General features: G+C 70.9%; 23 protein-coding genes. 11 read left to right on the top strand and 12 right to left on the bottom strand.

Going from position 1 to position 24243, the window contains the following annotated elements; translation table 11 throughout:
• Positions 1-122 precede the first annotated feature (122 nt).
• From ACFXB5_RS06740 to ACFXB5_RS06730, 3 genes are all read right to left on the bottom strand, one after another.
• A complete protein-coding gene (locus tag ACFXB5_RS06740) occupies positions 123-917 on the bottom strand; it encodes an FHA domain-containing protein (RefSeq protein WP_385203286.1) in 795 nt (264 codons plus the stop codon).
• Positions 918-1080: 163 nt separating this feature from the next.
• Positions 1081-1854 carry an IclR family transcriptional regulator gene (locus ACFXB5_RS06735; protein WP_385203283.1) on the bottom strand — a complete coding sequence of 258 codons (774 nt, stop codon included), beginning with the start codon at positions 1852-1854 and terminating at the stop codon, positions 1081-1083.
• Between the two features lie 65 nt (positions 1855-1919).
• Complete coding sequence (locus tag ACFXB5_RS06730; RefSeq protein ID WP_385203281.1) at positions 1920-2561, bottom strand: TetR/AcrR family transcriptional regulator; 642 nt, start codon at positions 2559-2561, stop codon at positions 1920-1922.
• A 263-nt stretch (positions 2562-2824) separates the two neighbouring features.
• Here ACFXB5_RS06730 and ACFXB5_RS06725 point away from each other — a divergent pair, with 263 nt between their 5' ends.
• On the top strand, positions 2825-3595 hold the full coding sequence (locus ACFXB5_RS06725; RefSeq protein WP_385203278.1) for an NADPH-dependent F420 reductase: 771 nt from the start codon (positions 2825-2827) through the stop codon (positions 3593-3595).
• A gap of 55 nt (positions 3596-3650) precedes the next feature.
• Here the strand turns inward: ACFXB5_RS06725 and ACFXB5_RS06720 are convergent, their stop codons facing one another.
• A complete protein-coding gene (locus tag ACFXB5_RS06720; protein WP_385203275.1) occupies positions 3651-4472 on the bottom strand; it encodes a 2-keto-4-pentenoate hydratase in 822 nt (273 codons plus the stop codon).
• Positions 4473-4512: 40 nt separating this feature from the next.
• On the bottom strand, positions 4513-5619 hold the full coding sequence (locus ACFXB5_RS06715) for a zinc-binding dehydrogenase (RefSeq protein ID WP_385203273.1): 1107 nt from the start codon (positions 5617-5619) through the stop codon (positions 4513-4515).
• Positions 5620-5797: 178 nt separating this feature from the next.
• On the opposite strand from ACFXB5_RS06715, the gene ACFXB5_RS06710 reads away from it, so the two are divergent.
• A complete protein-coding gene (locus tag ACFXB5_RS06710; RefSeq protein WP_385203269.1) occupies positions 5798-7234 on the top strand; it encodes an aldehyde dehydrogenase (NADP(+)) in 1437 nt (478 codons plus the stop codon).
• Positions 7235-7340: 106 nt separating this feature from the next.
• On the opposite strand, the gene ACFXB5_RS06705 is transcribed toward ACFXB5_RS06710, so the two are convergent.
• On the bottom strand, positions 7341-8621 hold the full coding sequence (locus ACFXB5_RS06705) for an alpha-hydroxy acid oxidase (protein WP_385203266.1): 1281 nt from the start codon (positions 8619-8621) through the stop codon (positions 7341-7343).
• A gap of 196 nt (positions 8622-8817) precedes the next feature.
• Here ACFXB5_RS06705 and ACFXB5_RS06700 point away from each other — a divergent pair, with 196 nt between their 5' ends.
• The 5 genes from ACFXB5_RS06700 (at position 8818) to ACFXB5_RS06680 (ending at position 13844) form a co-directional block, all read left to right on the top strand.
• Positions 8818-9591, top strand: a complete 774-nt coding sequence (locus ACFXB5_RS06700; RefSeq protein WP_385203263.1) for an SDR family oxidoreductase — start codon at positions 8818-8820, stop codon at positions 9589-9591.
• 52 nt (positions 9592-9643) lie between these two features.
• Positions 9644-10996: an MFS transporter gene (locus ACFXB5_RS06695; RefSeq protein WP_385203260.1), complete on the top strand. Its 1353-nt coding sequence runs from the start codon at positions 9644-9646 to the stop codon at positions 10994-10996.
• A 160-nt stretch (positions 10997-11156) separates the two neighbouring features.
• On the top strand, positions 11157-11975 hold the full coding sequence (locus ACFXB5_RS06690; RefSeq protein ID WP_385203257.1) for an N-acyl homoserine lactonase family protein: 819 nt from the start codon (positions 11157-11159) through the stop codon (positions 11973-11975).
• Positions 11976-12053: 78 nt separating this feature from the next.
• The gene (locus ACFXB5_RS06685) at positions 12054-13343 is read left to right on the top strand and encodes a hydroxyacid-oxoacid transhydrogenase (protein WP_385203254.1); all 1290 of its coding nucleotides are present in this window, start codon (positions 12054-12056) and stop codon (positions 13341-13343) included.
• Between the two features lie 9 nt (positions 13344-13352).
• Positions 13353-13844 carry an FmdB family zinc ribbon protein gene (locus ACFXB5_RS06680; protein WP_385203251.1) on the top strand — a complete coding sequence of 164 codons (492 nt, stop codon included), beginning with the start codon at positions 13353-13355 and terminating at the stop codon, positions 13842-13844.
• A gap of 3 nt (positions 13845-13847) precedes the next feature.
• Here the strand turns inward: ACFXB5_RS06680 and ACFXB5_RS06675 are convergent, their stop codons facing one another.
• The 3 genes from ACFXB5_RS06675 to ACFXB5_RS06665 form a co-directional block, all read right to left on the bottom strand.
• Positions 13848-14867: an LLM class flavin-dependent oxidoreductase gene (locus tag ACFXB5_RS06675; RefSeq protein WP_385203248.1), complete on the bottom strand. Its 1020-nt coding sequence runs from the start codon at positions 14865-14867 to the stop codon at positions 13848-13850.
• 67 nt (positions 14868-14934) lie between these two features.
• Positions 14935-16071, bottom strand: coding sequence for an LLM class flavin-dependent oxidoreductase (locus ACFXB5_RS06670; protein WP_385203245.1), 1137 nt, complete (start codon positions 16069-16071; stop codon positions 14935-14937).
• A 545-nt stretch (positions 16072-16616) separates the two neighbouring features.
• Complete coding sequence (locus tag ACFXB5_RS06665) at positions 16617-17921, bottom strand: flavin monoamine oxidase family protein (protein WP_385203242.1); 1305 nt, start codon at positions 17919-17921, stop codon at positions 16617-16619.
• A gap of 241 nt (positions 17922-18162) precedes the next feature.
• Between ACFXB5_RS06665 and ACFXB5_RS06660 the strand changes: the two genes are divergently transcribed.
• The 4 genes from ACFXB5_RS06660 to ACFXB5_RS06645 all read left to right on the top strand — a co-directional run bounded on the left by ACFXB5_RS06660 (position 18163) and on the right by ACFXB5_RS06645 (position 22415).
• A complete protein-coding gene (locus ACFXB5_RS06660; protein ID WP_385203239.1) occupies positions 18163-18957 on the top strand; it encodes an IclR family transcriptional regulator in 795 nt (264 codons plus the stop codon).
• Between the two features lie 494 nt (positions 18958-19451).
• On the top strand, positions 19452-20873 hold the full coding sequence (locus ACFXB5_RS06655) for an LLM class flavin-dependent oxidoreductase (RefSeq protein ID WP_385203236.1): 1422 nt from the start codon (positions 19452-19454) through the stop codon (positions 20871-20873).
• 129 nt (positions 20874-21002) lie between these two features.
• Positions 21003-21524 (top strand): flavin reductase family protein, encoded by a 522-nt coding sequence (locus ACFXB5_RS06650; RefSeq protein WP_385203234.1) that lies wholly within the window; start codon positions 21003-21005, stop codon positions 21522-21524.
• 69 nt (positions 21525-21593) lie between these two features.
• Positions 21594-22415 carry an SDR family NAD(P)-dependent oxidoreductase gene (locus tag ACFXB5_RS06645; protein ID WP_385203231.1) on the top strand — a complete coding sequence of 274 codons (822 nt, stop codon included), beginning with the start codon at positions 21594-21596 and terminating at the stop codon, positions 22413-22415.
• 15 nt (positions 22416-22430) lie between these two features.
• Here the strand turns inward: ACFXB5_RS06645 and ACFXB5_RS06640 are convergent, their stop codons facing one another.
• From ACFXB5_RS06640 to ACFXB5_RS06630, 3 genes are all read right to left on the bottom strand, one after another.
• Positions 22431-22964 carry a hypothetical protein gene (locus ACFXB5_RS06640; RefSeq protein WP_385203228.1) on the bottom strand — a complete coding sequence of 178 codons (534 nt, stop codon included), beginning with the start codon at positions 22962-22964 and terminating at the stop codon, positions 22431-22433.
• Positions 22965-23133: 169 nt separating this feature from the next.
• Positions 23134-23688, bottom strand: coding sequence for an NADP-dependent oxidoreductase (locus ACFXB5_RS06635; protein ID WP_385203418.1), 555 nt, complete (start codon positions 23686-23688; stop codon positions 23134-23136).
• Positions 23676-24062: an alcohol dehydrogenase catalytic domain-containing protein gene (locus tag ACFXB5_RS06630; protein WP_385203225.1), complete on the bottom strand. Its 387-nt coding sequence runs from the start codon at positions 24060-24062 to the stop codon at positions 23676-23678. The genes ACFXB5_RS06635 and ACFXB5_RS06630 overlap by 13 nt, the downstream gene beginning before the upstream one ends.
• Positions 24063-24243: the final 181 nt, after the last annotated feature.

Genomic DNA, 24243 nt, shown 5'->3' with positions numbered 1-24243 from the left:
CTCCCTTCCTATATAACATTTTTTTGGGTCTCCTTCGTTTCTGGGTGCCCCCACTTTTGTCGCCGGTGGTTTGTCTTGTGCGTGCACCAAACACTGCGGCGGGCAGCGCGGAGTGGCTCGGGCTACGTCTCGGGCGCGGAATCGGGCCAGAGGGCGTCGTCCTCGATGAGGTCCAGATCGGGCGGTACGAGCGTGGTGGACTCCACCAGCCCCTTGAGCAGGTTGTGCAGCAGCCCGTTGTCGGCGGGGCGGCCCTGCGACTTGTCGTGCATCACCGGGTATCTGAAGCCGGTGCTGTGCAGACGGCGGCGTACGGCCTCGACCCGATACTCGATCTTGCGCTCGTTCCAGCCCGCGCCCGGGCGGAGGTAAATGAGCTGCTTGGCCGCCGTGGCGTACGTCAGCGGACGCGGATCCTCCTCGTACAGCAGATACCGCTGGCCGAGGACGACCAGCAGCAGCCGTTCGTCGTCGTCGAGCGGCCAGATCTCCGGCCGAAGCGTCTCGGCGCGCCGCCGCGACACCGGCCCCTGGTCGTCGTGCCCCGCCACATACAGCTCGACCAGGTGCTCACGGTAGCCGGAGCCCTTGACGAACAGCGGGGTGTAGCCGGTGTCGAGCGGGATCGGCTCGGTGCTGAGGTGCATCATCGTGCCGCGCGGCAGCCGGACGAGCTGCCGCCCGGTATTCCGCAGCCACCACTGCCCCTGGCGATACGTCAGCTCACCGTGGCGCCGGCTCACCCGAAGGTCGTCCACACCGACACCCAGATCCACATCCGGCTTCTCGCCCCGCCCGAAGCGGACCGTCAGCCCCGGCCGGGGCGGGGCGCTGAGGTCGCCGGTCACCGTGCGGGCGTGCAGCATGCCGGGCGTGCTGGGCGCGACTCCGCGCGCGAGGCTGGCGGAGAGGGGCATCGGCGGTCTCCTCGGTTCGGGCGATTCTCGACACGCGCGCGGGCACGCACACACACCCACCAGGGTCCGCGCCCTCCTCCGGGACCCGTCCCGAAGCAGGCCCGTGCGACGGGAGGATGGCCCGTACGACGGGAGGATGCCCCATCGCGCGGGGCTCATCCGCCTACGACGGCACGCTCGCCCCCAGGCGTCGCGCCATGGCCTTCGCACCGCCCAGGACCAGCTCGACGTAGTGCTCCTTTTCCGCGTCGCCCCATCGCGGGGTGGGCACCGAGATGCTCATGGCCGCCACGCAGTTGCCGAGGCGGTCGTGTACCGGGGCGGCGACGCAGGCCGCGTGGTCGTTGGACTCGCAGAACTCCTCGGTCCAGCCGCGCTCACGGGCCGTTTCGATCTCGGACAGCAGCCGCTTGCGTGTGGAGATGCTGTTGGAGGTCATCTGCTTCAGCGCCTTGTCGTTCGGGAACAGCTCATCGAGTTCCCGCGCCGAGAGGGCGCTCAGCAGGGCCTTTCCGCCCGCGGTGCAAGAGGCGGGCAGACGGCTTCCCACCTGGGACACCAGCCGGACCGAGTACTTGCTGTCGATGCGCACGACGAACACCGCGAATCCACCGTCCCGCACGACGACCTGGACCGTTTCGCCGCATGCCCGCGCCACCTCGCCGGCGCACTCCCGGCCCACGGTGGCGAGGTCGAGCCCGCGTTCGTAGCCGGCGCCTAGACGCAGGGCGCTGAGCCCTATCGCGACGCGTCCGGTCTCCTTGGCGATCGTCACATAGCCGCGGTCGGCCAGCGTGTTGACGAGTTCGTGCGTGGTGGCACGGGGCAGGCCGAGGTGTTGGGTGATCTCCGGAACCCGTAGCCCCTCGTCCTGGTCGATGAGCAGTTCCAGGATGTCCAGACCCCGGCGAAGTGCCGGAGCGGTGAGACGCGCCACGATGGCCTCCCAGCACACGTTTCAGCGGAACGCATTTCCGCAGACGGTGTCCAAAATATCAGACACTATGCCCCGGCGCCCGTGTGGGGCGTCGGCTCGGGCAGTGGCTCGGTGTTGCGGCTGCTGAGGCCGTCGAGGGAGATACGCAGGAGGCGGCGCCACTGGCCGGGGTGGCTGTCGTCGGTCGCCTGCACGGCCTGGCTCAGGGAGGTGCTGAGCAGGACGAGGTCGGCGGTGGTGACGCCGTCGCGGAGGAGTCCGGCGTCCGCACAGCGGGTGCGCAGTTCGTCGATGAAGGCGTCGCGGTGCCGGGCGCATACGCGCGAGGGGGCGCCGGTGGCGGTGTAGCTCTCGACGAGGGCGCGATTGCGGGCCTGGTGGGTGAGGGTCTGTTCGAAGAAGCCGGTCAGGGCCTCCCAGGGGTCCTCGGTCGCGGCCGCCGCCTCGTGGGCGGCGGTGAGCCAGGAGGTGAATTCCAGCTCCAGGACGGTGACAAGCAGATCGTCCTTGGCCGGGAAGTGGCGGTAGAGCGTGCCCATGCCGACGCCGCTGCGCCGGGCGATCTCGCGGACGTCGACGGCGCAGCCCTGCTCGGCGAAGACCACACCGGCCGCCTCGATGATCGCGGCGCGGTTGCGCTCGGCGTCCGCCCGGCGGGCGCGCCTGGCGGGGGGCTGCGTGGGCGTGGACTGGTCGGCGCTGGTCACGGCATTCAGCGTACAGGCGGCTTTACGGAGCAGTCGCTCCGGATGTTGCGGAGCACGTGCTCCGGTTGTGTTACCTTCAAGGGGAGCACCCGCTCCGGTTTCGGTGGTTCGCGGGCCCCCGCCCCGCGCGCGCCTGTCCCCCCCCGCGCCGGGCCCGGGGCCCGGATCCGAGACCTGAGCCCCGAGACCTGAGACCTGAGACCTGAGACCTGAGACAGAAGCGCCCGCGAACCACAGATCCGTCAGATGAGGAGACCTCTTTCATGGCAACGCTTGGCTTCATCGGCAGCGGCCACATCGGCACGAAACTGGCCCGGCTCGCGATCGCGGCGGGCATCGACGTCGTCCTGTCCAATTCCCGCGGGCCCGAGACCCTGGCCCAGACCGTCGCCGAGCTCGGGGAGCGCGCCCGCGCCGCGACACCCGAGGAGGCGGCCCGGGCGGGCGACTGGGTGATGGTGAGCATCCCGCTGGCGGCCTACCGCCGGCTCCCGGCCGCCGCGCTGGCGGGCAAGGTCGTGCTCGACACGATCAACTACTACCCGTTCCGCGACGGGGACTTCGAGGAGCTCGACTCGGGCAAGACCACCACCAGCGAGCTCGTCCAGCGACACCTGACCGGCGCGAAGCTCGTCAAGGCGTTCAACAACATCAACGACGGGCACATCCCGGTGCTCGCCCGCCCAACGGGAGCCGCCGACCGCAGCGCCCTGCCGATCGCCGGTGACGACCCGGAGGCGAGGGCGAGCGCCGCCGCCCTGATCGACCGACTGGGCTTCGACACCGTCGACGCGGGCCCCCTGGCCCAGAGCTGGCGCTTCGAGCCGGACACCGCCGCCTACGTGGCGCCCTACTTCGCCGACATCGACGCGCTGAACGCCGCCAAGGCCAAGATGGCCGAGGAGATCAGGTCCAGCGGCACGTTCCGGACCCGGCCCCCCGCGGACCCGGGCGCCCCGCTGTCCGCGGACCGGCTGCGCGCCCTGCTGGCCGAGACGCCCCGCGTCCTCGCCGCGGACCGTGTGCTGCGCTGACGCACCCACACACACCGGCTGGGGCCACATACGTCCTGGCCCCAGCCCCTGGTGGTCAGTTGACGTCGAGGGCGATCCGGCCCAGCTCACCGAGGTCGGCCACCAGGCGATCGCCCGCACTGATCGCCGTCGGTGCGCACAGGGTGCCGCTCAGCACGATGTCCCCGGCCTCCAGCCGCCTGCCATCACGCAGCAGATGTCGGGCGAGCCATGCCACCGCCTCGGCGGGGTCGCCCATCACGGCGGCCGCGCTCCCCGGCACCGTACGGGAGCCGATCGTCAGCGTGGCGGCGATCTTCGACAGGTCCATGGCCGCCGACGGCGCGACCGCGGGGCCCACCATCGCGCGAGCGGCGTTGGTGTTGTCGGCGACGAGCATGGGGAGCGTTCGCGCGCCGCCGCGCCACCGGCTGTCGACGATCTCGAAGGCCGGTGCCACGGCGGCGGTGGCGTCGCGGACGTCCCTAGCGGTCACCCGCGGACCGGGCAGCGCCTCGCCGAGGGTGAAGGCGACCTCCACTTCCGCCAGCGGGGCGAACAGCCCGGCCGTGGCGAGGGGCTCGCCGTCCCCGAGCAGCCTGCTCGCGAGCAGGTAGCCGGCGGCGGGCTCATCGGCGCCGAAGGTCTCCCGCGCGGGCCGCGCCGTGAGGCCGACCTTGTAGCCGATCGCCCGCTCACCGGCCGCGATCGCCAGGTCGTGGGTGGCGCCCTGGACGGCGTAGGCCAACTCGAGGCCATCGAGCTGATCGGCCATGGCCGAGTCCACTGCCGCCGAATCCACTGCGGCCGAGTCGACCGCGGTGGCTCCGTTACCCGCCTGGTTACCCGCCTGCCACAGCCGTCGGCTCAGTTCTGCGACCAGTTCCTTGTTCATCATTCTCCCCTGCCACCGGGTCCGTTCGCGGGCCGGTCCGCACTCACAGTTTAGGACCGGGAACGATCACCGCACGGCCGGTGGCTCCCTGCGCCAGCGCCTCGTACGCCTCGTTGACCGCCGACAGCTCGTACCGTTCACCGAGCAGCTTGTCGAGCGGCAGTCGGCCGGTCTTGAAGAGCTCGACGAGCTTCGGGATGTCGACCGGTGTGTTGGCCGAGCCGTAGAGGCTGCCGATCAGCCGCTTCTCCTGCTGCACCAGGGGGTTGACGGGCACGGCCGCGGTGGCGCCCACCTTGCCGAGGCCGACGGCGACGGCGGTCCCGCCGGTGCCCACGACCTCGACCGCCTGGGCGAGTGTCTCGGGCCTGCCGACCGCGTCCAGCGACCAGGCCATCGGACGCGGCGAGATCCTGGTGAGCTCTTCGACGAGGCTGTGCGTGCGGACGTTGACCGCATGGGTGGCGCCCAGCTCAAGTGCCTTCTCCAGCTTGGCGTCCACCGTGTCGACGGCGACGATCGGATCGGCTCCGACGAGGCGCAGCCCCATCACCGCACTCAGCCCGACGCCACCGGCGCCGATGACCACGACGCCCTCTCCGGTGGCGTCCTTCATGACGTTCAGCGCGGCGCCGGCCCCGGTCACCACGGCACATCCGGTGATCGCCGCGATCTCCGGCGGAACGTCCGGATCGATCGTGAGGACCGACCGTTCGGACACGACGCATCGCTCGGCGAAGCAGGAGACCCCCATGAGGTGGTGCAGCTTCTCGCCGTTCAGGTTCAGCCGTGACGTCCCGTCGAGCAGACCGCCGGAGGCCGCCTGCACCCGGCCCAGCGCGCACAGGGCGGGGCGGCCGGTGGTGCAGAACTCGCAGTCACCACACCGCGGGCGCCACAGCGTGATGACGGTGTCGCCGGGGCGGACCCGGGTCACCCCCTCCCCCACCCGCTCCACGACGCCCGTCCCCTCGTGCCCGAGCACCGCGGGCAGGCGGACGTTGAGGTCGCCGTTCATGTAGTGCAGATCGCTGTGGCACACCCCGGCGGCGAGCACACGGAGGGTGACCTCGCCCGGTCCGGGGGCGTCGAGCTCGACGTCCTCGACGGTCAACGGCGCACCGGGCCGGTGCAGTACTGCTGCCTTCATGGAGCCACGCCTCACTCTGTCCACCGTGTACGAAACTTCAGACATTGTCTTACGGGTTGAGCATGTGAGCCCGTCTCGGCGGCCGTCAAGCACGTTGACGGAGGCGCCGACGCATGCAACCGTGTCTTGAGAGTGAGATTACATCTCATATTTAAGACACCATAAGGGAGCACGCCTGATGACCGATGCGACAAACGCGCTGGAGCTGGTGCGGAAACTCGATGCCGCCACAGGCGCGTTCGAGCAGTGGAGCCGCCTCCAGCCGGCCGACCGCGCCCCGTTCCTCGAAGCCATCGCGTCCGCGCTCGAGGAGGCCGCACCGAAGCTGGTGGCCATCGCGGACGAGGAGACGTCCCTCGGGGAGACCCGGCTGCGCAACGAGATGGTCCGTACGGTGTTCCAGCTCCGGCTCTTCGCCGAGGCGGTGACGCGGGGCGAATACCTCGGGGCGACGATCGACCGTGCCGACCCCGCGTGGCCGATGGGCCCGCGGCCCGATCTGCGCCGGGTGCTCGAACCGCTCGGCCCGGTCGTCGTCTTCTCCGCGAGCAACTTCCCGTTCGCGTTCAGCGTGGCGGGCGGGGACACCGCCTCGGCGCTCGCGGCGGGCTGCCCGGTCGTGGTCAAGGCCCACTCCGGCCACCCCCGGCTCTCGGCCGCCACGGCGGAGGTGGTGCAGCGGGCGCTGCGGTCCAGCGGCGCGCCCGAGGGGCTCTTCGACGTGGTCTTCGGGACGGAGGCGGGCCGAAAGGCGATCGTGGATCCGCGGGTGAAGGCGGGCGCGTTCACCGGATCGACCGAGGCGGGCCGGGCGCTCTTCGACCTCGCAAGTGGACGTCCGGAGCCCATCCCGTTCTTCGGTGAGCTCGGCAGCGTCAACCCGGTCTTCGTGACGGAGGCCGCCGCCGAACGGCGCGGGGCCACGATCCTCTCCGAGTTCGTCGGGTCGTTCACCCTCGGCGCCGGGCAGTTCTGCACCAAGCCCGGCATCCTGCTGGTCCCGGCGTCGGCCAAGCTGGCGGACGAGCTGCCCGGCGCGGTCCCGGACACGCCGCTCACGTTGCTCAACGAGCGCATCCGGACCTCCTACGCGAGTGTGCTGCGGGAGTTGCGCGACACGGCCGGGGTGCGCGTCCTGGTGAGTGGCGACCACGACGGCGCCGATCCGTCCCCGACGGTGCTGTGCACGACCTCGGCCGACCTGCTCCGCGACCCGGAGACGCTCATCCGGGAGGTGTTCGGGCCGACCGCGCTGATCGTGGAGTACGCGGAGGAGAGCGAACTGCTCGAGGTGGCGAAGGCCATCGACGGACAGCTCACCGCGTCCATACAGGGCGAGGACGACGACACCGTCGCCGCGGAGTTGATCAGGCTGCTGGCCGCCAAGGCCGGACGTGTGCTGTGGAACCAGTGGCCCACGGGCGTGTCGGTCACCTACGCCCAGCAGCACGGCGGCCCCTACCCGGCCACCACGGCACCGGCCACGACCTCGGTCGGCACCGAGGCCATCCACCGGTTCCTGCGGCCGGTCGCGTATCAGGGCGTGCCGCAGCACCTGCTGCCGCCCGCACTGCGCGACGCGAACCCGCTGAGCGTTCCCCAGCGGGTCTCCTGAGCCGGGACCAGAGGGCCCGCCTCCCCCGGCGGGCCCTCTGCCGTTCCCACACCGCTCACGGCATACGGCCACTCACCTCATACGGCCGCGCACCTCATACGGCCGCTCACGGCATCCGCACGTGATGCCGCGCGATGGCGTCACTCGCCTTCAGTCCGAGCAGTTGCAGGCTGCGTGAGTACTCCTCGCGCAGGATCGTGACGGCGCGCTCCACGCCCCGCTCGCCACCGGCCATCAGGCCGTACAGATAGGCGCGGCCGATCATGACCGCGTCCGCCCCGAGTGCCCGCGCGGCGAGGATGTCCTGGCCATGGGTGACGCCGCTGTCGAGGATCACCGTGGCGTCGGGGCCGAGCTCCTCGCGTATCCCGGGCAGCACCGTGAGGGTGGCCGGGGTGCGGTCGAGCTGCCGTCCGCCGTGGTTGGACACGACCACACCGTCCGCGCCCGTCTCGATGGCGCGGCGCGCGTCACGCGGGTTGAGGACGCCCTTGACCAGCAGCCGATGCGGCCAGTTGGCGCGCAGCCACGCCAGATGGTCGTAGTTCAGCGTCGGTTCGAAGACCACGTCGGCCACCCGTACGGCGTCGATCACATCCGGCTCGCCGGTCATGCTGCGCAGCGACGCGAACGTGATCGGGGCCGTGGTCAGCTTGTTGAGCACCCAGGACGGGTAGCGGGCCATGCCGAACAGCGTCCGCAGGGTGAGCGACGGCGGGATGGTGAGGCCGTTGCGCATGTCCTTGAGGTGGCGGCCCGCCACGGGTGTGTCCACGGTGAGGACCACGGTGGTGAATCCGGCCGCGAGCGCGCGGTCGAGGAGTTCCGCGTTGAGGCGCTCGTCGCGGGTCAGATAGAGCTGGAACCAGTGTTCGCCGCCGGGGGCCGCCGCGGCGACGTCCTCGACGGTCGAGGTGCCCACGGTGGACAGCGTGTACGGCAGGCCGTGGCGGGCGGCCACGCGCGCGACCGCCGCCTCGCCCTCGTGGTGCATCATCCGGGTGTATCCGGTCGGCGCGAAGATCAGCGGCATCGCGATCTCCCGGTCGAACACCCGCGTGGACAGGTCCGGATGGTCGACCGGCGACAGATACTCCGGCACGAGTTCGACCGCCGCGAAGGCCGCCCTGTTCCGCCGCGCGGTCAGCTCCGCGTCGGCCGCGCCGTCCACGTAGTCGAACACCGCGCGCGGTGTCGTACGCACCGCCACCTTACGGAGATCGCGGATGCTCAGCGCGGCCCCGAGCCGCCGCTCGACCGGGTTGAGGGTCGGCCGGCGGACTTGCAGAACCTCGCGGAGCTCGGACCACCGGGGTCGCTGCCGCGCCACGCGAGGCCGCTTCGGGGCTGCGGACGGCACTGGGGGCTGGGTGACGGTCACGGTCATGCCTCTCGATGTGCGGGTGTCAATGGCCGTTCGACCAGTGACGAGATTTTGGACGGTGTCCGAGAAATCGGAGTCTGACTCTCGACTTCGACGTGCGTCAAGCCTTGACGCATCACTCCCCCATGGGCACCATCTGGTTTGCATATAAGACAGCGTCTAATATTTAAGACGGTGCAAACCGAAAAGGAAAGGTGCCATGCAACTCGGTCTGGCAGGCAAAACCGCTCTCATCTGCGCATCCACGTCCGGTCTCGGCCGGGCGACCGCCCGGGCCCTGGCGGAAGAAGGGGTCAACGTCGTGATCACCGGCCGGACGGCCGAGCGCGCCAAGGAGGTGGCGGGCGAGCTGCCGGGCGCGGTCGGCGTGGGCTGTGACCTGGTCGCGGACGGCGGCGCCGAGCGGCTCCTCACGGCCGCTCGCGAGGCCGTCGGCGACCTCGACATCCTCGTACTGAACGGGCCCGGCCCCGCGCCGGGACCGGCCCGCGCCACCGACACCGCCGGGGTCGCACAGGCCATCGCCACGCTGGTCACCCCCCAGGAGATCCTGGTGCGGGGCACCCTGCCGGCCATGGTCGAGAAGGGCTGGGGCCGCATCCTGAGCATCAGCTCGACGAGCGTCCAGGCGCCCCTGCCGAACCTCTCGCTGTCCAACCTCGGACGGGCGGCGCTCGCCGGGTATCTCAAAACCCTCGCCGCCGAGGTGGCCGCACAGGGCGTGACGGTCAACTCCCTGCTCCCCGGGCGCATCGCCACCCCGCGGGCCCGGCAGATCGACGAGGCCGCCGCCCAGCGCACCGGACAGCCGCTGGACGAGATCGAAGCCGCGTCCAAGGCCACGATCCCGGCCGGGCGCTACGGCGAACCCGATGAGTTCGGCGCCGCCGCCGCGTTTCTGTGCAGCGCCCAGGCCGCGTACATCACGGGCACCGCCCTCCGGTGTGACGGCGGCCTGGTGCCAACCCTCTGACCCCGCCAGAGGGTTCACCCGACTCCCCAAGAACGAGAGCAGCGCACCCGCAATGAGCCATATCCCCGTCACCGACGCGGCACCCGACACCAGAGCCGAAGGACATCACCGGGCATCCCAGGCGGCCATCCGCAGAACGGCCCTGGCCGGAATGATCGGCACCACGATCGAGTGGTACGACTTCTACATCTACGGCCTCGCCGCGGCGCTGGTCTTCGGCACGGAGTTCTTTCCCGACTTCTCACCGACGGCCGGCACCCTGGCGTCGTTCGGCACCTTCGCGGTCGGCTTCATCGCCCGCCCGCTCGGCGGAGTGATCTTCGGACACTTCGGGGACCGCGTAGGGCGCAAGAACGCGCTCATGCTGACGCTGTTCCTGATGGGCGCGGCGACCGTCGTCGTCGGCCTGCTGCCGGGATACCAGACCATCGGCCTCTGGGCGCCCGTCCTGCTGGTCACGCTGCGCTTCCTCCAGGGGTTCGCCGTCGGTGGCGAGTGGGGCGGCGCGGTGACGATGGTCGTGGAGTCCTCGCCACGCGACCGGCGGGGGTTCTACGGGAGCCTGCCGCAGATGGGGGTGCCGCTGGGGCTGGTGCTGTCGTCGACCGTGTTCGCGGCGGTCTCCACGCTGCCCGATGACGACCTCCTCGCCTGGGGCTGGCGCATCCCCTTCCTGCTCAGCGTCGTGCTGATCGCGGTCGGGCTGTTCCTCCGCTCGCGCATCACCGAGACCCAGACGTTCGCCCAGGTGAAGGCGTCGGGGCAGGCGCGCAAAATGCCGGCCACGGAGGCGTTCCGCCACCACTGGAAGGCGATCGCCCTCACCATCGGCATGTACATCTCGGCCGGTGTCCCCTTCTACATCGTCTCGGTCTTCGTGCTGTCCTACGGCTCCTCGCAGCTCGATCTGTCGCGGGGTGTGCTGCTGACCGGGATGCTCATCGCGGCGGTGGCCGAGGGGCTGGCGGTGCCCTGCTTCGGCGCGCTGTCGGACCGCTGGGGGCGGCGCCCGGTGTTCCTGGGCGCCGCCGGATTCGCGGCCGTGCTCGCCTTCCCGTTCTTCTGGCTGCTGGCCACCGGGCAGACCGGGCTCACCTGGCTGGCCATGCTGCTCGCGCTCGCCGTGGCACACGCGGGGATGTACGCGCCCACGGCGGCGATGTACGCGGAGCTGTTCCCCGCGGACGTCCGCTACACCGGTACCTCGATCGGCTATCAACTCGGCGGTGTGGTGGCGGGGTTCGTGCCGCTCGTGGCGGGCGCCCTGGTCAGCGCGGCCGACGGCGCCTCCTGGCCGATCGCCTCCATCTGGGCGGGCGCGGCGCTCGTCGGGCTGGTGTGCGCACTCATCGTCCGCGAATCCCGGGGGTGCGACCTCCAGCCCGATCACACGAAGTCCCCCTAGGGATGTCCGATGGATCGCGCCCCCTTGCGGTGGGCTGCTCCTCTCCCCGCGCATCGATATGCGGCTCCGCCGCGCGATCCGCCGGATACCCCTGGACCCCTTCATGCATAACCGCCGCCCGGCCCTCGGGCGGCGGCCGTCCCACCGGAGGTGAAGCACTATGACCGCGAAGACCGCGAACAAGGTCCACGTCCTGAGCTGCGGAGCGATGAGCTGCGATCTGACGTGGCTGCTGCTCAAGGCCGGCCGTACGATGCGGACGCGCACCGAGCACGAGCGGCCCCCGGAGTGGTACTCCTGCACCACCCACTGCGTGCTGGTGGAGACTCCCGAGGGGACGCTGCTGTGGGACACCAGCTGCCCCCGCGACTGGGAGACCCGCTGGGCCCCGACCGGCCTGCAGGAGTACTTCCCCTACGACCAGGTGAGCGAGGAGGAGTACCTCGACGCGCGGCTCGGCCAGCTCGGCGTCCAGCCGCAGGACATCGACTATCTGGTCCTGTCCCATCTGCACTTCGACCACGCCGGGAACATCGGCATGTTCACCGGCACCGGCGCGCGGCTGGTGTGCCACGAGAAGGAGAAGGAGTTCGCCTTCGGCTTCGAGGGCGCCTTCAACGGTGCCCACCTCAAGACGGACTACGCGGCGGGTGACTTCGACACCGTCAGCGGCGACACCGAGATCCTGCCCGGTGTCACCCTCATCGAGGCCCCCGGGCACACCCCCGGCACCATGTCGATGAAGGTGGACCTGCCGGAGACCGGGACGATGCTGTTCACCTCGGACGCCGTCTACATGGGTGACTCCTACGGCCCGCCGGCCACCCCCGCCGCCATCGTCAACGACCTGACCGCCTGGTATGCCTCGGTGGAGAAGATCCGCGGCATCGCCGAGCGGTCGGACGCCACCGTCGTCTTCGGCCACGACGCCGAGCAGCTGCGCTCGATGCGGCTCGCTCCCGATGGCTTCTACGCTTGATCGTCCGGACCCGGCCGGCGCTCCGAGCCCGGCTCGCCGCGCCGCCGGGACCTACTCCGATCCCCAGGAGGGACGCGTATGAGCAGCACCGTTCCGGCCCGACCCGAGTCCGTGTTCACCTACGGCGCCCCGGCGCTGAAGTTCGGGCCGGGAGCATCCGACGAGATCGGCTTCGACCTCTCCCAGCACGGGGTCCGCCGGGTCCTCGTGATCACCGACGCCGGGGTGGCCGCCACCGGCGCACCACACCGCATCGCCGAACGGATGACCGCGTTCGGCATCGAGGCCCATGTCTTCGACGGCGTGCACGTGGAGCCCACCGATATCAGTCTGCGGGAGGCGGTCGACCACGCGCGGGCGTCGGGCCCGTGGGACGCCTTCGTCGCGGTGGGCGGCGGCTCCAGCATCGACACCGCCAAGGCCGTCAACCTGCTCAGCACCAACCCCGGCACACTGATGGACTACATCAACGCGCCCGTGGGCAGGGCGCTGGCGCCCGAGCACCCGCTCAAACCGCTGGTCGCGGTCCCCACCACCACCGGAACCGGCTCGGAGTCCACCACCATCTGCGTGCTCGACGTGCTGGAGCTGAAGGTGAAGACCGGCATCAGCCACGCCCGGCTGCGGCCCACGCTCGCGGTCATCGACCCGGACCTGACCTTCACCCTGCCCGCCGGGGTGACCGCCGCCAGCGGCATGGACATCCTCTGCCACGCGCTGGAGAGCTACACGGCCCGCCCGTACGACACCTACCCGCGCAAACACCCCGAGCAGCGGGTGCCGTACTGCGGCGCCAACCCCATCTCCGACGCGTGGTCGGAGCGAGCGCTGCACCTGCTGGCGCGGTCCTTCCGTACCGCGGTCCGCGATGGGGACGATCCCGAGGCGCGTTCCGAGATGGCCCTGGCCGCCACCTTCGCCGGTCTGGGCTTCGGCAACGCGGGTGTGCACATCCCGCACGCCAACGCCTACCCGATCGCCGGGCGGGTGAAGGACTTCCACCCGGCCGGCTACCCCGCACACGAGCCGATGGTGCCGCACGGGATGGCCGTCTCGCTCACCGCGCCGGAGGCGTTCCGCTTCACCTTCAGCGCCCAGCCCGAACGGCATCTGCGGGCGGCGGAACTCCTCGCCCCGGGGATGGATCGCCCCGCCGACGCGGCCGAGTATCTGCCCACCGCGATCCAGCGGTTGATGCGTGACATCGGCATGCCCGACGGCATCGGTGGTGTCGGCTACGACAAGGGCGACATCCCCGCACTGGTGGACGGCGCCATGAAGCAGCAGCGGCTGCTGGCCACCGCCCCGCGCGAGGTCACCGAGGACGACCTCGCCGGGATCTTCGACCGCTCGCTGTCGCTCTGGTGAGGAGAACCGATGGCCATCTATGAACTCGCCTGCGAGACCGGGCACCGCTTCGAGGTGATCCAGTCGTTCACGGCCCCGCTGCCGAACTGCCCGGAGTGCGGGACCGCGACCCGCAAGATCCCCAGCAGCTTCGCGCTCGGCGGCACCGCCGCCGTGCCACCGCCCCCGGAGCGGATGCCGCAGACCTGGAAGGGGACCTATCGCGGCGACCGCGACTACGTCACCGCCATGCGGCGCACCGCCGAGTCCCGGCAGAAGCTGGAGGAGAGGTACCCCGAACTCGCGGGCGACCGGCGGCCGATCGTCGCCCACGAGGGCAGATACGAGGCGGCGCCGTTGCGCGCCGGGGACCCGTTGCCCGCGCCGTCCGAGGGAGCCGGGCATGGCCACGGACACGCGCATGGCCACGGGCACACTCACGGGCGCGGGCACTCTCATACCCACGGCCACGGGCCCGAGTCGAAGCCGACGAAGCCCGCGGAACCCGCGAAACCCTCGTAAACGCTACGGGGCCGGTTGCCAGCCCAGTGCCGGGGCCAGTTCGGTGGCGATGTCGGTGAGGATCTGGACGTAGTCCTCGTGGTCGAAGGTGAAGGGCAGCGCGAACGCCACCTCCTCGACCTCCCGGAACGCGGCGTGCGAGGTGAGCCGTTCGGCGATGTCCTCGGAGGTGCCGACGAGATCGGGCGCGAACATCATCCGCGCCGGACCCTGAGGCGTGGCGGTACGCGGCAGCCGCTGCTGGGCGTAGCGCTCGTACTTCGCGCGCTGCTCCGGTGACGCGGTGTCGGTGGGGACGACGACGAGCTCCTGGGAGACACGGGCACGGTCGCCGTCGGGGTGGTGGGCGCGGAAGGTCCGGATGTGCGAGAGCTGGATCTCGGCGAAGTCCTCCGACTCCTCCGCCTTCACCACACTGCTGGTGAGCAGGTTCATTCCGTGCTCACCGGCCCACTGGGCCGACCGCAGGCTGCCACCGCCGTACCACATGCGGCGGCCGAGCCCAGGGGCGTGCGGCTGGACTCGGTCGGAGAACACCTCGAAGCCCTCGACACCCCTGAAGTCGGTGACCCGTTCGCCGCGTACGCAGTCCAGCAGCCGTCGCACCCGCTCGTGGCCGAAGTTCTCGGCGTCGGCGGTATCGGGGTGGAGCGCGCCCTTGACCTGGTCGTAGTGGTTCGGCGGACCGACGCTGACCCCCGGGTTGAGGCGGCCCCCGGACAGGATGTCGACCGTCGCCAGGTCCTCGGCCAGCCGCAGCGGATTCTCCCATCCCATGGGGATGACGGCCGTGCCCAGTTCGATGCGGCTGGTGCGCTGCGAAACCGCCGCCAGAACGGCCGTCGGAGAGGAGATGCCGTATTGCAGATGGCGGTGGCGCACCCAGGCGCTGTCGAAACCCAGCCGTTCGCCCAGTTCGATGATCTCGAGCGTCGACTCATGGCCCCGGCGGGGGTCGGCCTCGTCGAACAGCCCAATGGTCAAGAAGCCCAGCTTGCGCAGGGGTTTTGAGGTCAGCGGCACAGGATTCCTCCAGCGTCCGCGGCGTACTCCGCCGCACACCATTGCCGTTCCATTGTCGCGGAGCGTTTCACCCGGGCAGGGCGGCCGGGGTGGTGGCGGCGCGGTGGGCGAGTTCCTGGCGTACGAGGGGGATCAGATGGCGGCCGTAGTCGATGGCGTCGTCGAGCGGGTCGTAGCCACGGATGAGCAGGGTGGTGGCGCCGATGTCCACATAGTCCAGCAATGCCCGGGCGACCGTCTCCGGGGTGCCGACGAGGGCGGTGGTGTTGCCGCCCGCGCCGGTGGCGGTGGCGGTGGGGGTCCACAGCGCCCGGTCGTGGCGGTCGGCCCTGGCGGCGGCCGCGAGGAGCCGCTGTGATCCGGCGTTCTGGGGTGCGCGCTCACCGCTCTGCTGGTGGAAGAACGGGCGTCCGGTCCCGGTCCTGAGGGTGTCCAGGACGCGGTGGGCCCGTTCCCAGGCCAGCTCCTCGGTGGCCGCCAGGATCGGGCGGAAGGACACGCTGATCCCGGGCGCCTCGGCACGTCCGGCGGCCGCCGCGGCGGCGCGTACGGAGGCGATCTGCTCGGCGGTCTCCGCGAGCGGTTCGCCCCACAGCGCGAAGGTGTCGGCGTGTTTGCCACCCACCCGGTAGGCGGCCTCGGAGGAGCCGCCGAAATACAGCGGGATGCCGGTGGTCCGGTGCGGCAGGACCTGGGAGGAGTAGTCCTCCAACCGGTAGTGGCGGCCCTCGTGGCTGAACGGCTCGGCGGAGGACCAGGCACGCCGCAGGATGCCCAGGTACTCGTCGGTGCGCTCGTAGCGCTCCTCCTTGCCCAGGAAGTCGCCGTCCTTGCGCTGCTCCGCGTCGTTGCCACCGGTGATGGTGTGCACGGCCACGCGCCCGCCGGTGAACTGGTCGAGGGTGGCGAAGCCCCGCGCGGCGAGGGTGGGGGCGACGAAACCGGGGCGGTGGGCGATGAGCAGGCCGATCCGCTCGGTGCGGGCCGCCACATGTGCGGCCACCTGGGTTCCGTCGGGCCGACGAGAGCTGTAGCCGATGAGGATCCGGTCAAAGCCCGCGTCCTCGTGGGCGCGGGCGAAGCGGGTGGTGTACTCCGGGTCGATCGCCGGACCGGTGGCGGGCCGGGTCTCGGAGACCTCCTGGGTCTCGATCATGCCGATGAACTCGACCGACGACGCGGGCGATGGAACGGATGCGGGCATGGGTCAATTGCCTTTCGGGGCGGGCGCGTTGTACGCGGCAGGGGCGGCGGACACACGCGCACATGGAACGCACGGTGCCGAGGGAGAGGGGAATTCCGGGCCGGGCCGGTGGCAGGAGGTGTCAGCTACGGATGACCGGCCTCCGGGGGCGGTGCGACCACCCGCTCAGCGACAGAGGGCGCTGGAGGTGCGCAGATAGTCCACGTAGCGGCAGAGCACGCCCGGATGCGTCGAATGCATATCCCATATGGTCGTGACCACGAGAGCCGCTGTCAATGGACACCTTTTGGTGTCTCATCCCGCGAAACCTCGGCGACCTGCGACGACGTGCTCCGAACTGCTGGAGACCATCGATGAGTTCGCCGCGAAGCTGGACCCGCGTGAGCGGGCGCGCCGCCTTTACGGCCTGATCGCTCCCCTGCTCGACCGGGTTGAGCAGGAAGACGAGGAGTTGAGCGACGAGCCCGTGCTCTCGACCCCGGATGCGGTGCGGGGAATCCGCGAAGCCGCCGCCGGCGAGCCACCGCGGCGCGTGGAGTACTGGTTCAGGTCGCGGTCCGCCGGAGGCCCATGTGGACCTGGCGGGCCACTCGGGTGCCGCTTTCGATGGCGCCGTCGATGAAACCGGCCCAGATGTTCGCGTAGTCACTGCTGGCGAAGTGCAGGACTCCGGTGTTCTCCTGCTGGGCGCGGTGGTAGCGGGTGAGTTGGTGGGGTTGCTGGATCAGCCAGGTCTCCTGGGAGTAGGGGTCGGCCATCCAGTCGTGGCCGCCGGCCTCGAGCACCTCGAGGTCGTCGCGCCAGACCTTGAGTGCCGCGTCGATGGCCTGTGGGTCGTTGACGTCGATCCGGGTCGAGTCCGGGCCGAAGGCGACCAGCACGGCGTCGTCCTCCCCGATGAACTCGGTGCGTACGACGGCGAGGGGGTGGGCTTGAGAGGAGTAGGCGAAGAAGGGCTTGATGGGGCCGCGGACCCGGATCCACGCCTTGGCGCCGCGGGAGGCGGTCTTCTCCAGGCTGGGGCGGAGCTTGCCGTCCGGCAGCGCGGGGGCGATGTCGAGCTGGTGCAGGACGTTCTGCGGCACGGTGATCACCACACGCCGGGCGGTGATGGTGTGTCCGTCGCCGTAGGTGATCTCGGCGCCGTGGGCGTCGTGGGTGAGGGAACGGACCGGTGCGGACAGGCGGATGTCGGCTTCCGCGTCGGCGGCGATGGCCTCCACCAGGCTCCGGGTGCCGCCGGTGAGCCGGAAGATCGCGGATGCCTCGTGCATGAGGTGCCAGGACCCGGCGGTGGCGGCGGTCCAGCGCAGGGCGCTGATGTAGGCGCACTGGTCGAGCGGGGCGTTGAAGTGGCCGACCCACGCGGCCTCGTTGGCGTTCCGCTCGTCGATGGACAGCTCGAGGTCGTCGAGCATCTCCTGGAGGTTGAACTGGTCGACGTCGGCCAGCCGTGGGACGGTCAGCGGTGCGTTCGGGCGGGGGATCCACTTCATGGTGTCTTCCAGCAGCCGGGTCATGCCCGGGTCGATGAGCCGCATGAAGTCGTCCAGGGTCCCGCGGCGCACCTGGTCTCCGGCGAGCCAGTAGGTCTCCTCCGAGCGGGGGCCACGGGTGATCTCCAGGCCATAGCGGGTGATCTCCGCCCAGACGTGCGGCTGGACCCAGTGCACCCAAGTGCCGCCCATCTCCAGGTCCCGCCCCAGCCGGTGATCGGTCCAGGTCCGGCCGCCGATCCGGTCGCGTGCCTCGAGGACGACGACCCGCGCTCCCTTCCGGCCGAGTTCGCGAGCGGTGATCAGGCCGGCGACTCCGGCCCCGATGACGACGACGTCTGCCTGCCCGGGCAAGTGAGTCCTCCTTCGTAGAGCCCCTACTCCGAGGCGCGTCCACTAAGTGAACGCGACGTTCATTTCAGCGCGTACGGATAGTGGGCCGCATACGCCACCCCGCTGTCAAGGCCTCGCACGGCCGCGACCCCCGCTCCTCCCGGTGACGGCGTTCACTCCCCGAACAGCCCGCCGGTACGGTGGAGGGAAAGGTCGCACGCGGAACGACTCCGCATGACGATCCGCACGACGAAAGGGCCCCATGAGCGACGCGTCCGGACCGGCGGACATGACCAACAAGTCCGTGACCAAAGGCGTCCGGCTGCTCCGCGAGTTGGCGGCCCAGCCCCGGTCCGGAGCCACCGTCACCACCCTCGCCAAGGCGGCGGGGATCTCGCGACCTACCGCCTTCCGCCTGCTGTACAGCCTGGAGCAGAGCGGGCTCGTCGACCGCGTCGACAACAACTACATCCTGGGCTGGGAACTGGCCCGGCTCGGCCGCTACGCGGACCCCAACGCGGGCCTCGCCGCCCGCGCCCAGCCCCTGCTGCAGGAACTGGCGGACAGGTTCAACGAGTCGGTGACCCTGTCGGTGCCGGACCTCAGGGGCGGGGTCGAGCTGATCGCCGAGGCCGCGGGCTCCCACGTGGTCAGCATCGTGCCGCGGAACATGGTCGGCGAGCACTACCCCCTGCACGCCAGCTCCACCGGCAAGGTCCTGCTCGCGGACATGCCCGTGGAGCAGGTGCTCGCGCTCCTGCCGGAGCGGCTGGAGCCCTACGCCTCGCGCACCATCACCGATCGCGCGACCCTGCTCAAGGATCTGGAGCAGGTCCGTGAGCAGGGCTTCGGCGTCATCGACAACGAACTCGAGGAAGAGCTGCTGTCCCTGGCGCGCCCGATCCGCGACTCGTCCGGGACCCTGGTGGCGATCCTGGCCCTCGACGGGCCCCGGTACCGGTTCGGCCGGGACCGGATCCCCGAGGCCCTCGAGGAGATGCGATCCATCGTCGACCGCCTGACCGAGGCGTTCTGGCAGGACCCGCCGTCCGCCTAGGGGTCTCCGACGGATCGTGACGCCTGCGGCGGGCCGCCCCCTCCCCACCCCCTTCCCGCGGCATCGATATGCGGCTCCGCCGCGTGGTGGGGCTCCGCCCTGACCCCCGGGGTCCAGGGGCTTCGCCCCTGGTAGCGGGAAGGGGCGGGGAGGGGAAGGCATCGGGTCCGCCGGACACCCCGTAGATCCGGACGCCCCGCCCCCGGGGCCGACGGCCCCGGCATGCCCTCCCGGGCTCCCGGACTCCCGGACTCCCGGACTCCCGGGCCCCCGGGCCCCCGTAGACGATTTATCGACTCCGCCCCGCCGTGGGCACATGCCGCGTCGGGCCCGCCTGTTGACACCGGCCCTCGCGAGACTCCAGCATGCTGAATATGGACGCCGCGTTCGCATACTGAACGCCACAGGGGTCCTACTCCTACTCTCTCCCCACCTCAGGTGCTCTGCGGAACTCCCACCGCAGGAAGGCCCCGCCTCTCGCCCTGGAGCGCAGCATGAGCAATCAGCCGCTGAAGTTCTTCGCCTTCGACGTCGCCGCTCCCGCCCATCTGACCGCGGGTTCCTGGCGTCACCCGGAGGACGAGGGCCGGCGCTACACCGACGTGGACTACTGGACCGACACGGCTCGGATGCTGGAGGACGCCTGCTTCGACGGCATCTTCTTCGCCGACACCGTCGGATATCACGATGTCTACGGCGGGTCCCCCGACGCCGCGATGCGCGACGCCGCCCAGTTCCCGATCAACGATCCGGCTCTGATCGTCTCGGCGATGGCTTCGGTCACCCGCCACCTGGGCTTCGGCGTCACCGCGTCCCTGACGTACGAGCAGCCGTACGCGCTGGCCCGCAAGTTCAGCACGCTGGACCATCTGACGGCGGGCCGGGTCGGCTGGAACATCGTCACCTCCTACAGCGAATCGGCCGCGCGCAACCTCGGGCTCGGTACGCAGATCCCGCACGACAAGCGGTACGACATGGCCGACGAGTACCTGGAGGTCTGCTACAAGCTGTGGGAGAGCTCCTGGCAGGACGACGCGGTCATCCGCGACGCGGAGGCCGGCGCCTATCTCGATCCGCGGCGCATCCACCCCATCGGCCACAAGGGCACCTACTTCGAGGTCCCCGGCGTCCACCTGTGCCAGCCGTCGCCGCAGCGGACCCCCATGCTCTTCCAGGCCGGTGCCTCCTCGCGCGGCCTGCTCTTCGCCGCGCGGAACGCCGAAGCGGTCTTCGTGAACACGATGACGCCCGAGCTCACCCGGCACGGCGTCGACCGGATCCGGACCGCGGTCGCACAGGCGGGCCGCGACCCCAGGAGCGTGAAGATCCTCGCCCTGATCACCGTGATCGTCGCGCCCACCGACGCACAGGCGCGGGAGAAGTACGAGCGGCACCTGGCGAATGTGAGCTACGAGGGCGCGCTGGCCCGGTACGCGGGCTGGACCGGGATCGACCTGAGCACGCTCGACCCGGACATGCCGCTCCAGTACGCGGACGTGGACGGCTCGCGTTCGGTCGTGGAGATGTTCTCCAAGGCGGACCCCACCCGGACCTGGACCTCCCGGCAGATCGCCGAGTTCATCGGCATCGGCGGCACCGGCGCGGTCATCGTCGGCTCCCCGCGGACCGTCGCCGCCGAGCTGCGCACCTGGCGGGACGAGGCGGACCTCGACGGATTCAACCTCAGCTACACGACCAAGCCCGGCGGCTGGGAGGACTTCATCGAGCTGGCGCTCCCGGAGCTGCGGCGGCAGGGCCTGGCCCGCGACGCCTACGACGAGCGGGCCACCACCCTCCGCGAGAGCTTCTACGGCGCGGGCCGGCGCCGCACCCTGCCCGACCACCCGGCCTCCACGATCCGCGCCGCGCGGTGGGAGGGCGACCAACTGCCGGGCGCCGTGGGCGCACTGGCCTGACGTCAACGCATTGGCCTGACCGTCGGCGCACCGACGGCCGATCGCATCCGTTCCGCCACGCGGCCGTTCTCATCCGTTCCACCACACGGCCGTTCTCATCCGTTCCACCACATCGAAGGGAGCATCACCATGACCACCGCCCCGCCCACCACCTCCGGTCTCCGGATCGACCAGCTGGACTTCCGGCACGTCATGTCCCACCTGCCCACCGGTGTGGTGGCGGTGACAGGCGTCGAGCCGTCCTCGGCGCAGCCCGTCGGCCTGATCGTCGGCACCTTCGCATCACTCTCCCTCGAACCTCCGCTGGTCGCCTTCAGCATCGCCCGCACCTCCGGCAGCTGGCCCAAGGTCCGCCTCGGCGGCCGGTTCAGCGCCAGCGTCCTCGCCGAGGGACAGGACGCGGTGTGCCGGTCGCTGTCCCGCAAGAGCGGCGACAAGTTCGCCGATGTGCCCTGGCACCCCTCCCCCGACGGCGCCCCGCGCGTCAACGGCGCCGTCGCCTGGATCGACTGCGAACCGGAGCAGGAGCTCGACGGCGGCGACCACCTCATCGTCATCGCCCGCGTACTGCGCATGTCCACCGGGCCCGGGGAGCCCCTGGTCTTCCACAAGGGCAGGCTCGGCAGCTACCGGGACACGGTCGCCGCCTGAGCCGCCGGGTGCGCGGCGCGTACGATCGAGCACTCTTGAGTGATGTCGCGACAGGAGGCTTGAACGGGCATGGCAGAGCAGCGAGTTGTCATCGTGACGGGTGGGGGAACGGGCATCGGGGCCGCCGGCGCCCGTCTCTTACGCGAGGCGGGCCACCACGTGGTCATATCCGGGCGGCGGCCCGAACCACTGCGGCGTATCGCGGAGGAGACAGGGGCGTTGGCCCATCCGTCCGATGTGGGCGATCCCGAGGCCGCCACCGGTCTCGTCCAGGCGGCGTTGGATTCCTATGGCCGACTCGACGGGCTCGTGCTCAACGCGGGCATCGGGCGCAGCGGAGCCGTGGGGGACCTGTCGCTCGAGGACTGGGACGAGGTGATGCGCATCAACGTCACCGGCCCCCTGCTGCTCCTGCGTGCGGCCATCCCCCACCTGCTCCGGACGCGCGGCGCGGTGGTCGCGGTCGCCTCGGTGGCCGCTCTGCGCAATGGCAGCGGCAACGCCGTCTACGCGACGTCCAAGGCGGCCCTGCTGCAACTCTGCCGTTCCCTGGCCGTGGACTACGGGCGCCAGGGACTGCGGGCCAACATCGTGTGCCCGAGCTGGGTGCGCACCGAGATGGCCGACCGGCGTATGGCGCGCTTCGCCACGGAAGCGGGGCTGGAGGACGGCAGCGTGGAGGCCGCCTACGAAGAGGCGACCCGGCTCCTGCCCATGGGCCGACCGGGCGACCCGCGCGAGGTCGCGGAAGCGATCAGCTGGTTGCTCTCCCCCGCCGCGTCCTACGTCAACGGCGCGACGCTCACCGTCGACGGTGGCGCCACGGCGCTTGATCCCGGCACCCTCGCCTTCGACTTCCGCGTCCAGCCACGCGGCGAAGGAGAGCAGTAACCGCCCGGCTGCCGGTCAGCCGTGGGTGCGGCGCCGGTAGTAGTGCATGGTGACGGCCGCCAGCAGCTGCCCCCACGCCACCAGCGGCACGTAGCAGGCGTTCATCAGCCACTCCCCCCACCGCGTGATCTCCATATCGGAGTGCAGCGTCGTCCAGGTGAAGAGCACACCGTAGACCGTGCAGCCGAGCGCGCCCAGCGCGGCCGGTACGACCGCGGCGGGTACGGGGACGCGGCGGCCGCGCAGGACCGGAATCCAGCGCGGCCACACCTCGCCCCACGGCCGCACCAGCCCCAGCGTCAGAAAGGCCAGCGCCTCCTGCAGCACGGACAGCAACGGCACGACCAGATACCCCCAGCCGGGGATGAGCATCGCGTCGTACTCGGACTCGGCGAGCCCCAGCGGGACGCGGAGCACCACGGCGAACCGCCAGAGCGCGGACGGCGCGGATGCCCATAAGGCCGCGGCCGCCGCGCGTCTCGCCCACGGTGGGACGGGCGCGGAGGTCGCGAGCGGGGAGGGGGCGAGTGGCGCTGCGCTGGTGGACATGGGGGCGGCTCCTGTGTGCGGGGTTGCTCGGGGTTGCTCCGACACCCGGAGGCTGGCACGCACACGCACCCGGCCACATCCGCCCGGGGCACGCGACGGCGTCCGTCTTGGGGCGCATGGGCGCGGATGGGGGTCAGACCTCGGGACCACCTCCGCGCGACCGCTCCGGTCAGGGCACCAGGACGAGCTTGCCGGTGACCGCGCCCGTGGCGACGATCTCGTGTGCCTTGGCGGCCTCGGCCAGTGGCAGCACCTGGTCGACGTGGACGGTGAGCCGTCCGGTCGCCACGAGAGCCGACAGCTGGGCCAGGTCGGGCGCGGACGGGCTGACGATGGTGATGGCGTGCCGGATACCGAGCCGGGTGATCAGATCGGGGGTGACACCGGTGTCCTGGGGACATGCACTCACCAGCACCCCGCCGGGAGTGACGAGCCGGGCGGAGCGTTCGCCGTACTCGCCTCCGAGCAGGTCGAACACCACATCCACCGGGCGGGCCTCGGCGAAGTCCCGGGTGCGGTAGTCGATCGGCTGGTCCACGCCCAGACCGCGCAGCAGGTCGTGCTTGGCCGCGCTCGCCGTACCGATCACATGGGCGCCGCGGGCCTTGGCGATCTGCACGGCCAGATGGCCCACCCCGCCCGCGGCCCGGTGCACCAGTACACGCTGCCCCGGCTGGATCCGGGCGAGGCCGACCAGGCTCTGCCAGGCGGTCAGACCGGCCATCGGCAGACCGGCCGCCTGCTCGATGGTGAGACCGGCGGGCTTGTGGACGATCTCGTTGACCGAGGCCAGGACGCACTCGGCGTAGGTGTTGCCCGCCCCCGGAAGGGCGAGCATGCCCAGCACCCGTCACCGGGAGCGAAGGCGGACACGCCGGGCCCGGCGGCCTCGACGGTCCCGGCGATGTCCCAGCCGACGGTGAACGGCGGCTCACCGAGCATCGCCAACTCCCCCGAGCGCACCTGCCCGTCGACCGGGTTGACGCCGATCGCGCCGGTCCTGATCAGCACCTGCCCATAGCCCGGCTCCGGGCAGTCGGCCTCGACGAGGTCGAGGACGGACGGGTCGCCGACGGTGTGCTGAGTGATAACGCGCATGGCTGTCTCCTGGGGAGAGGGTCGAAAGGAAGCGATGAGGGGGCGGGCGGGCCCCTTCCGGCTTTCAGTCTTCGCACCTCGGACGGGCCGGGCGACCGGGGAGTGAACGCCACGCGAAGCGCCCCCGCCAAAAAAAAAAAAGGGGTGATATTTGTTGAGGGGGGGGGGCCTACCATCAGAC

Source organism: Streptomyces sp. NPDC059455 (assembly GCF_042750115.1).
In the GTDB taxonomy this organism is placed as follows: Bacteria; Actinomycetota; Actinomycetes; order Streptomycetales; family Streptomycetaceae; genus Streptomyces; species Streptomyces endocoffeicus.
The sequence above is the reverse complement of the archived record's forward strand: the minus strand, read 5'-3'. Positions and strand labels throughout refer to the sequence as shown.

What these genes read in the sequence shown, in the direction of transcription:
- ACFXB5_RS06670 (WP_385203245.1), bottom strand. Translation starts at nt 16,071, where the DNA reads ATGCCCGCATCCGTTCCATCGCCCGCGTCGTCGGTCGAGTTCATCGGC.
- ACFXB5_RS06715 (WP_385203273.1), bottom strand. Translation starts at nt 5,619, where the DNA reads ATGAAGGCAGCAGTACTGCACCGGCCCGGTGCGCCGTTGACCGTCGAG.
- ACFXB5_RS06695 (WP_385203260.1), top strand. Translation starts at nt 9,644, where the DNA reads ATGAGCCATATCCCCGTCACCGACGCGGCACCCGACACCAGAGCCGAA.
- ACFXB5_RS06655 (WP_385203236.1), top strand. Translation starts at nt 19,452, where the DNA reads ATGAGCAATCAGCCGCTGAAGTTCTTCGCCTTCGACGTCGCCGCTCCC.
- ACFXB5_RS06680 (WP_385203251.1), top strand. Translation starts at nt 13,353, where the DNA reads ATGGCCATCTATGAACTCGCCTGCGAGACCGGGCACCGCTTCGAGGTG.
- ACFXB5_RS06700 (WP_385203263.1), top strand. Translation starts at nt 8,818, where the DNA reads ATGCAACTCGGTCTGGCAGGCAAAACCGCTCTCATCTGCGCATCCACG.
- ACFXB5_RS06660 (WP_385203239.1), top strand. Translation starts at nt 18,163, where the DNA reads ATGAGCGACGCGTCCGGACCGGCGGACATGACCAACAAGTCCGTGACC.
- ACFXB5_RS06740 (WP_385203286.1), bottom strand. Translation starts at nt 917, where the DNA reads ATGCCCCTCTCCGCCAGCCTCGCGCGCGGAGTCGCGCCCAGCACGCCC.
- ACFXB5_RS06650 (WP_385203234.1), top strand. Translation starts at nt 21,003, where the DNA reads ATGACCACCGCCCCGCCCACCACCTCCGGTCTCCGGATCGACCAGCTG.
- ACFXB5_RS06710 (WP_385203269.1), top strand. Translation starts at nt 5,798, where the DNA reads ATGACCGATGCGACAAACGCGCTGGAGCTGGTGCGGAAACTCGATGCC.
- ACFXB5_RS06645 (WP_385203231.1), top strand. Translation starts at nt 21,594, where the DNA reads ATGGCAGAGCAGCGAGTTGTCATCGTGACGGGTGGGGGAACGGGCATC.
- ACFXB5_RS06630 (WP_385203225.1), bottom strand. Translation starts at nt 24,062, where the DNA reads ATGCGCGTTATCACTCAGCACACCGTCGGCGACCCGTCCGTCCTCGAC.
- ACFXB5_RS06720 (WP_385203275.1), bottom strand. Translation starts at nt 4,472, where the DNA reads ATGATGAACAAGGAACTGGTCGCAGAACTGAGCCGACGGCTGTGGCAG.
- ACFXB5_RS06725 (WP_385203278.1), top strand. Translation starts at nt 2,825, where the DNA reads ATGGCAACGCTTGGCTTCATCGGCAGCGGCCACATCGGCACGAAACTG.
- ACFXB5_RS06690 (WP_385203257.1), top strand. Translation starts at nt 11,157, where the DNA reads ATGACCGCGAAGACCGCGAACAAGGTCCACGTCCTGAGCTGCGGAGCG.
- ACFXB5_RS06635 (WP_385203418.1), bottom strand. Translation starts at nt 23,688, where the DNA reads ATGGCCGGTCTGACCGCCTGGCAGAGCCTGGTCGGCCTCGCCCGGATC.
- ACFXB5_RS06640 (WP_385203228.1), bottom strand. Translation starts at nt 22,964, where the DNA reads ATGTCCACCAGCGCAGCGCCACTCGCCCCCTCCCCGCTCGCGACCTCC.
- ACFXB5_RS06705 (WP_385203266.1), bottom strand. Translation starts at nt 8,621, where the DNA reads ATGACCGTGACCGTCACCCAGCCCCCAGTGCCGTCCGCAGCCCCGAAG.
- ACFXB5_RS06685 (WP_385203254.1), top strand. Translation starts at nt 12,054, where the DNA reads ATGAGCAGCACCGTTCCGGCCCGACCCGAGTCCGTGTTCACCTACGGC.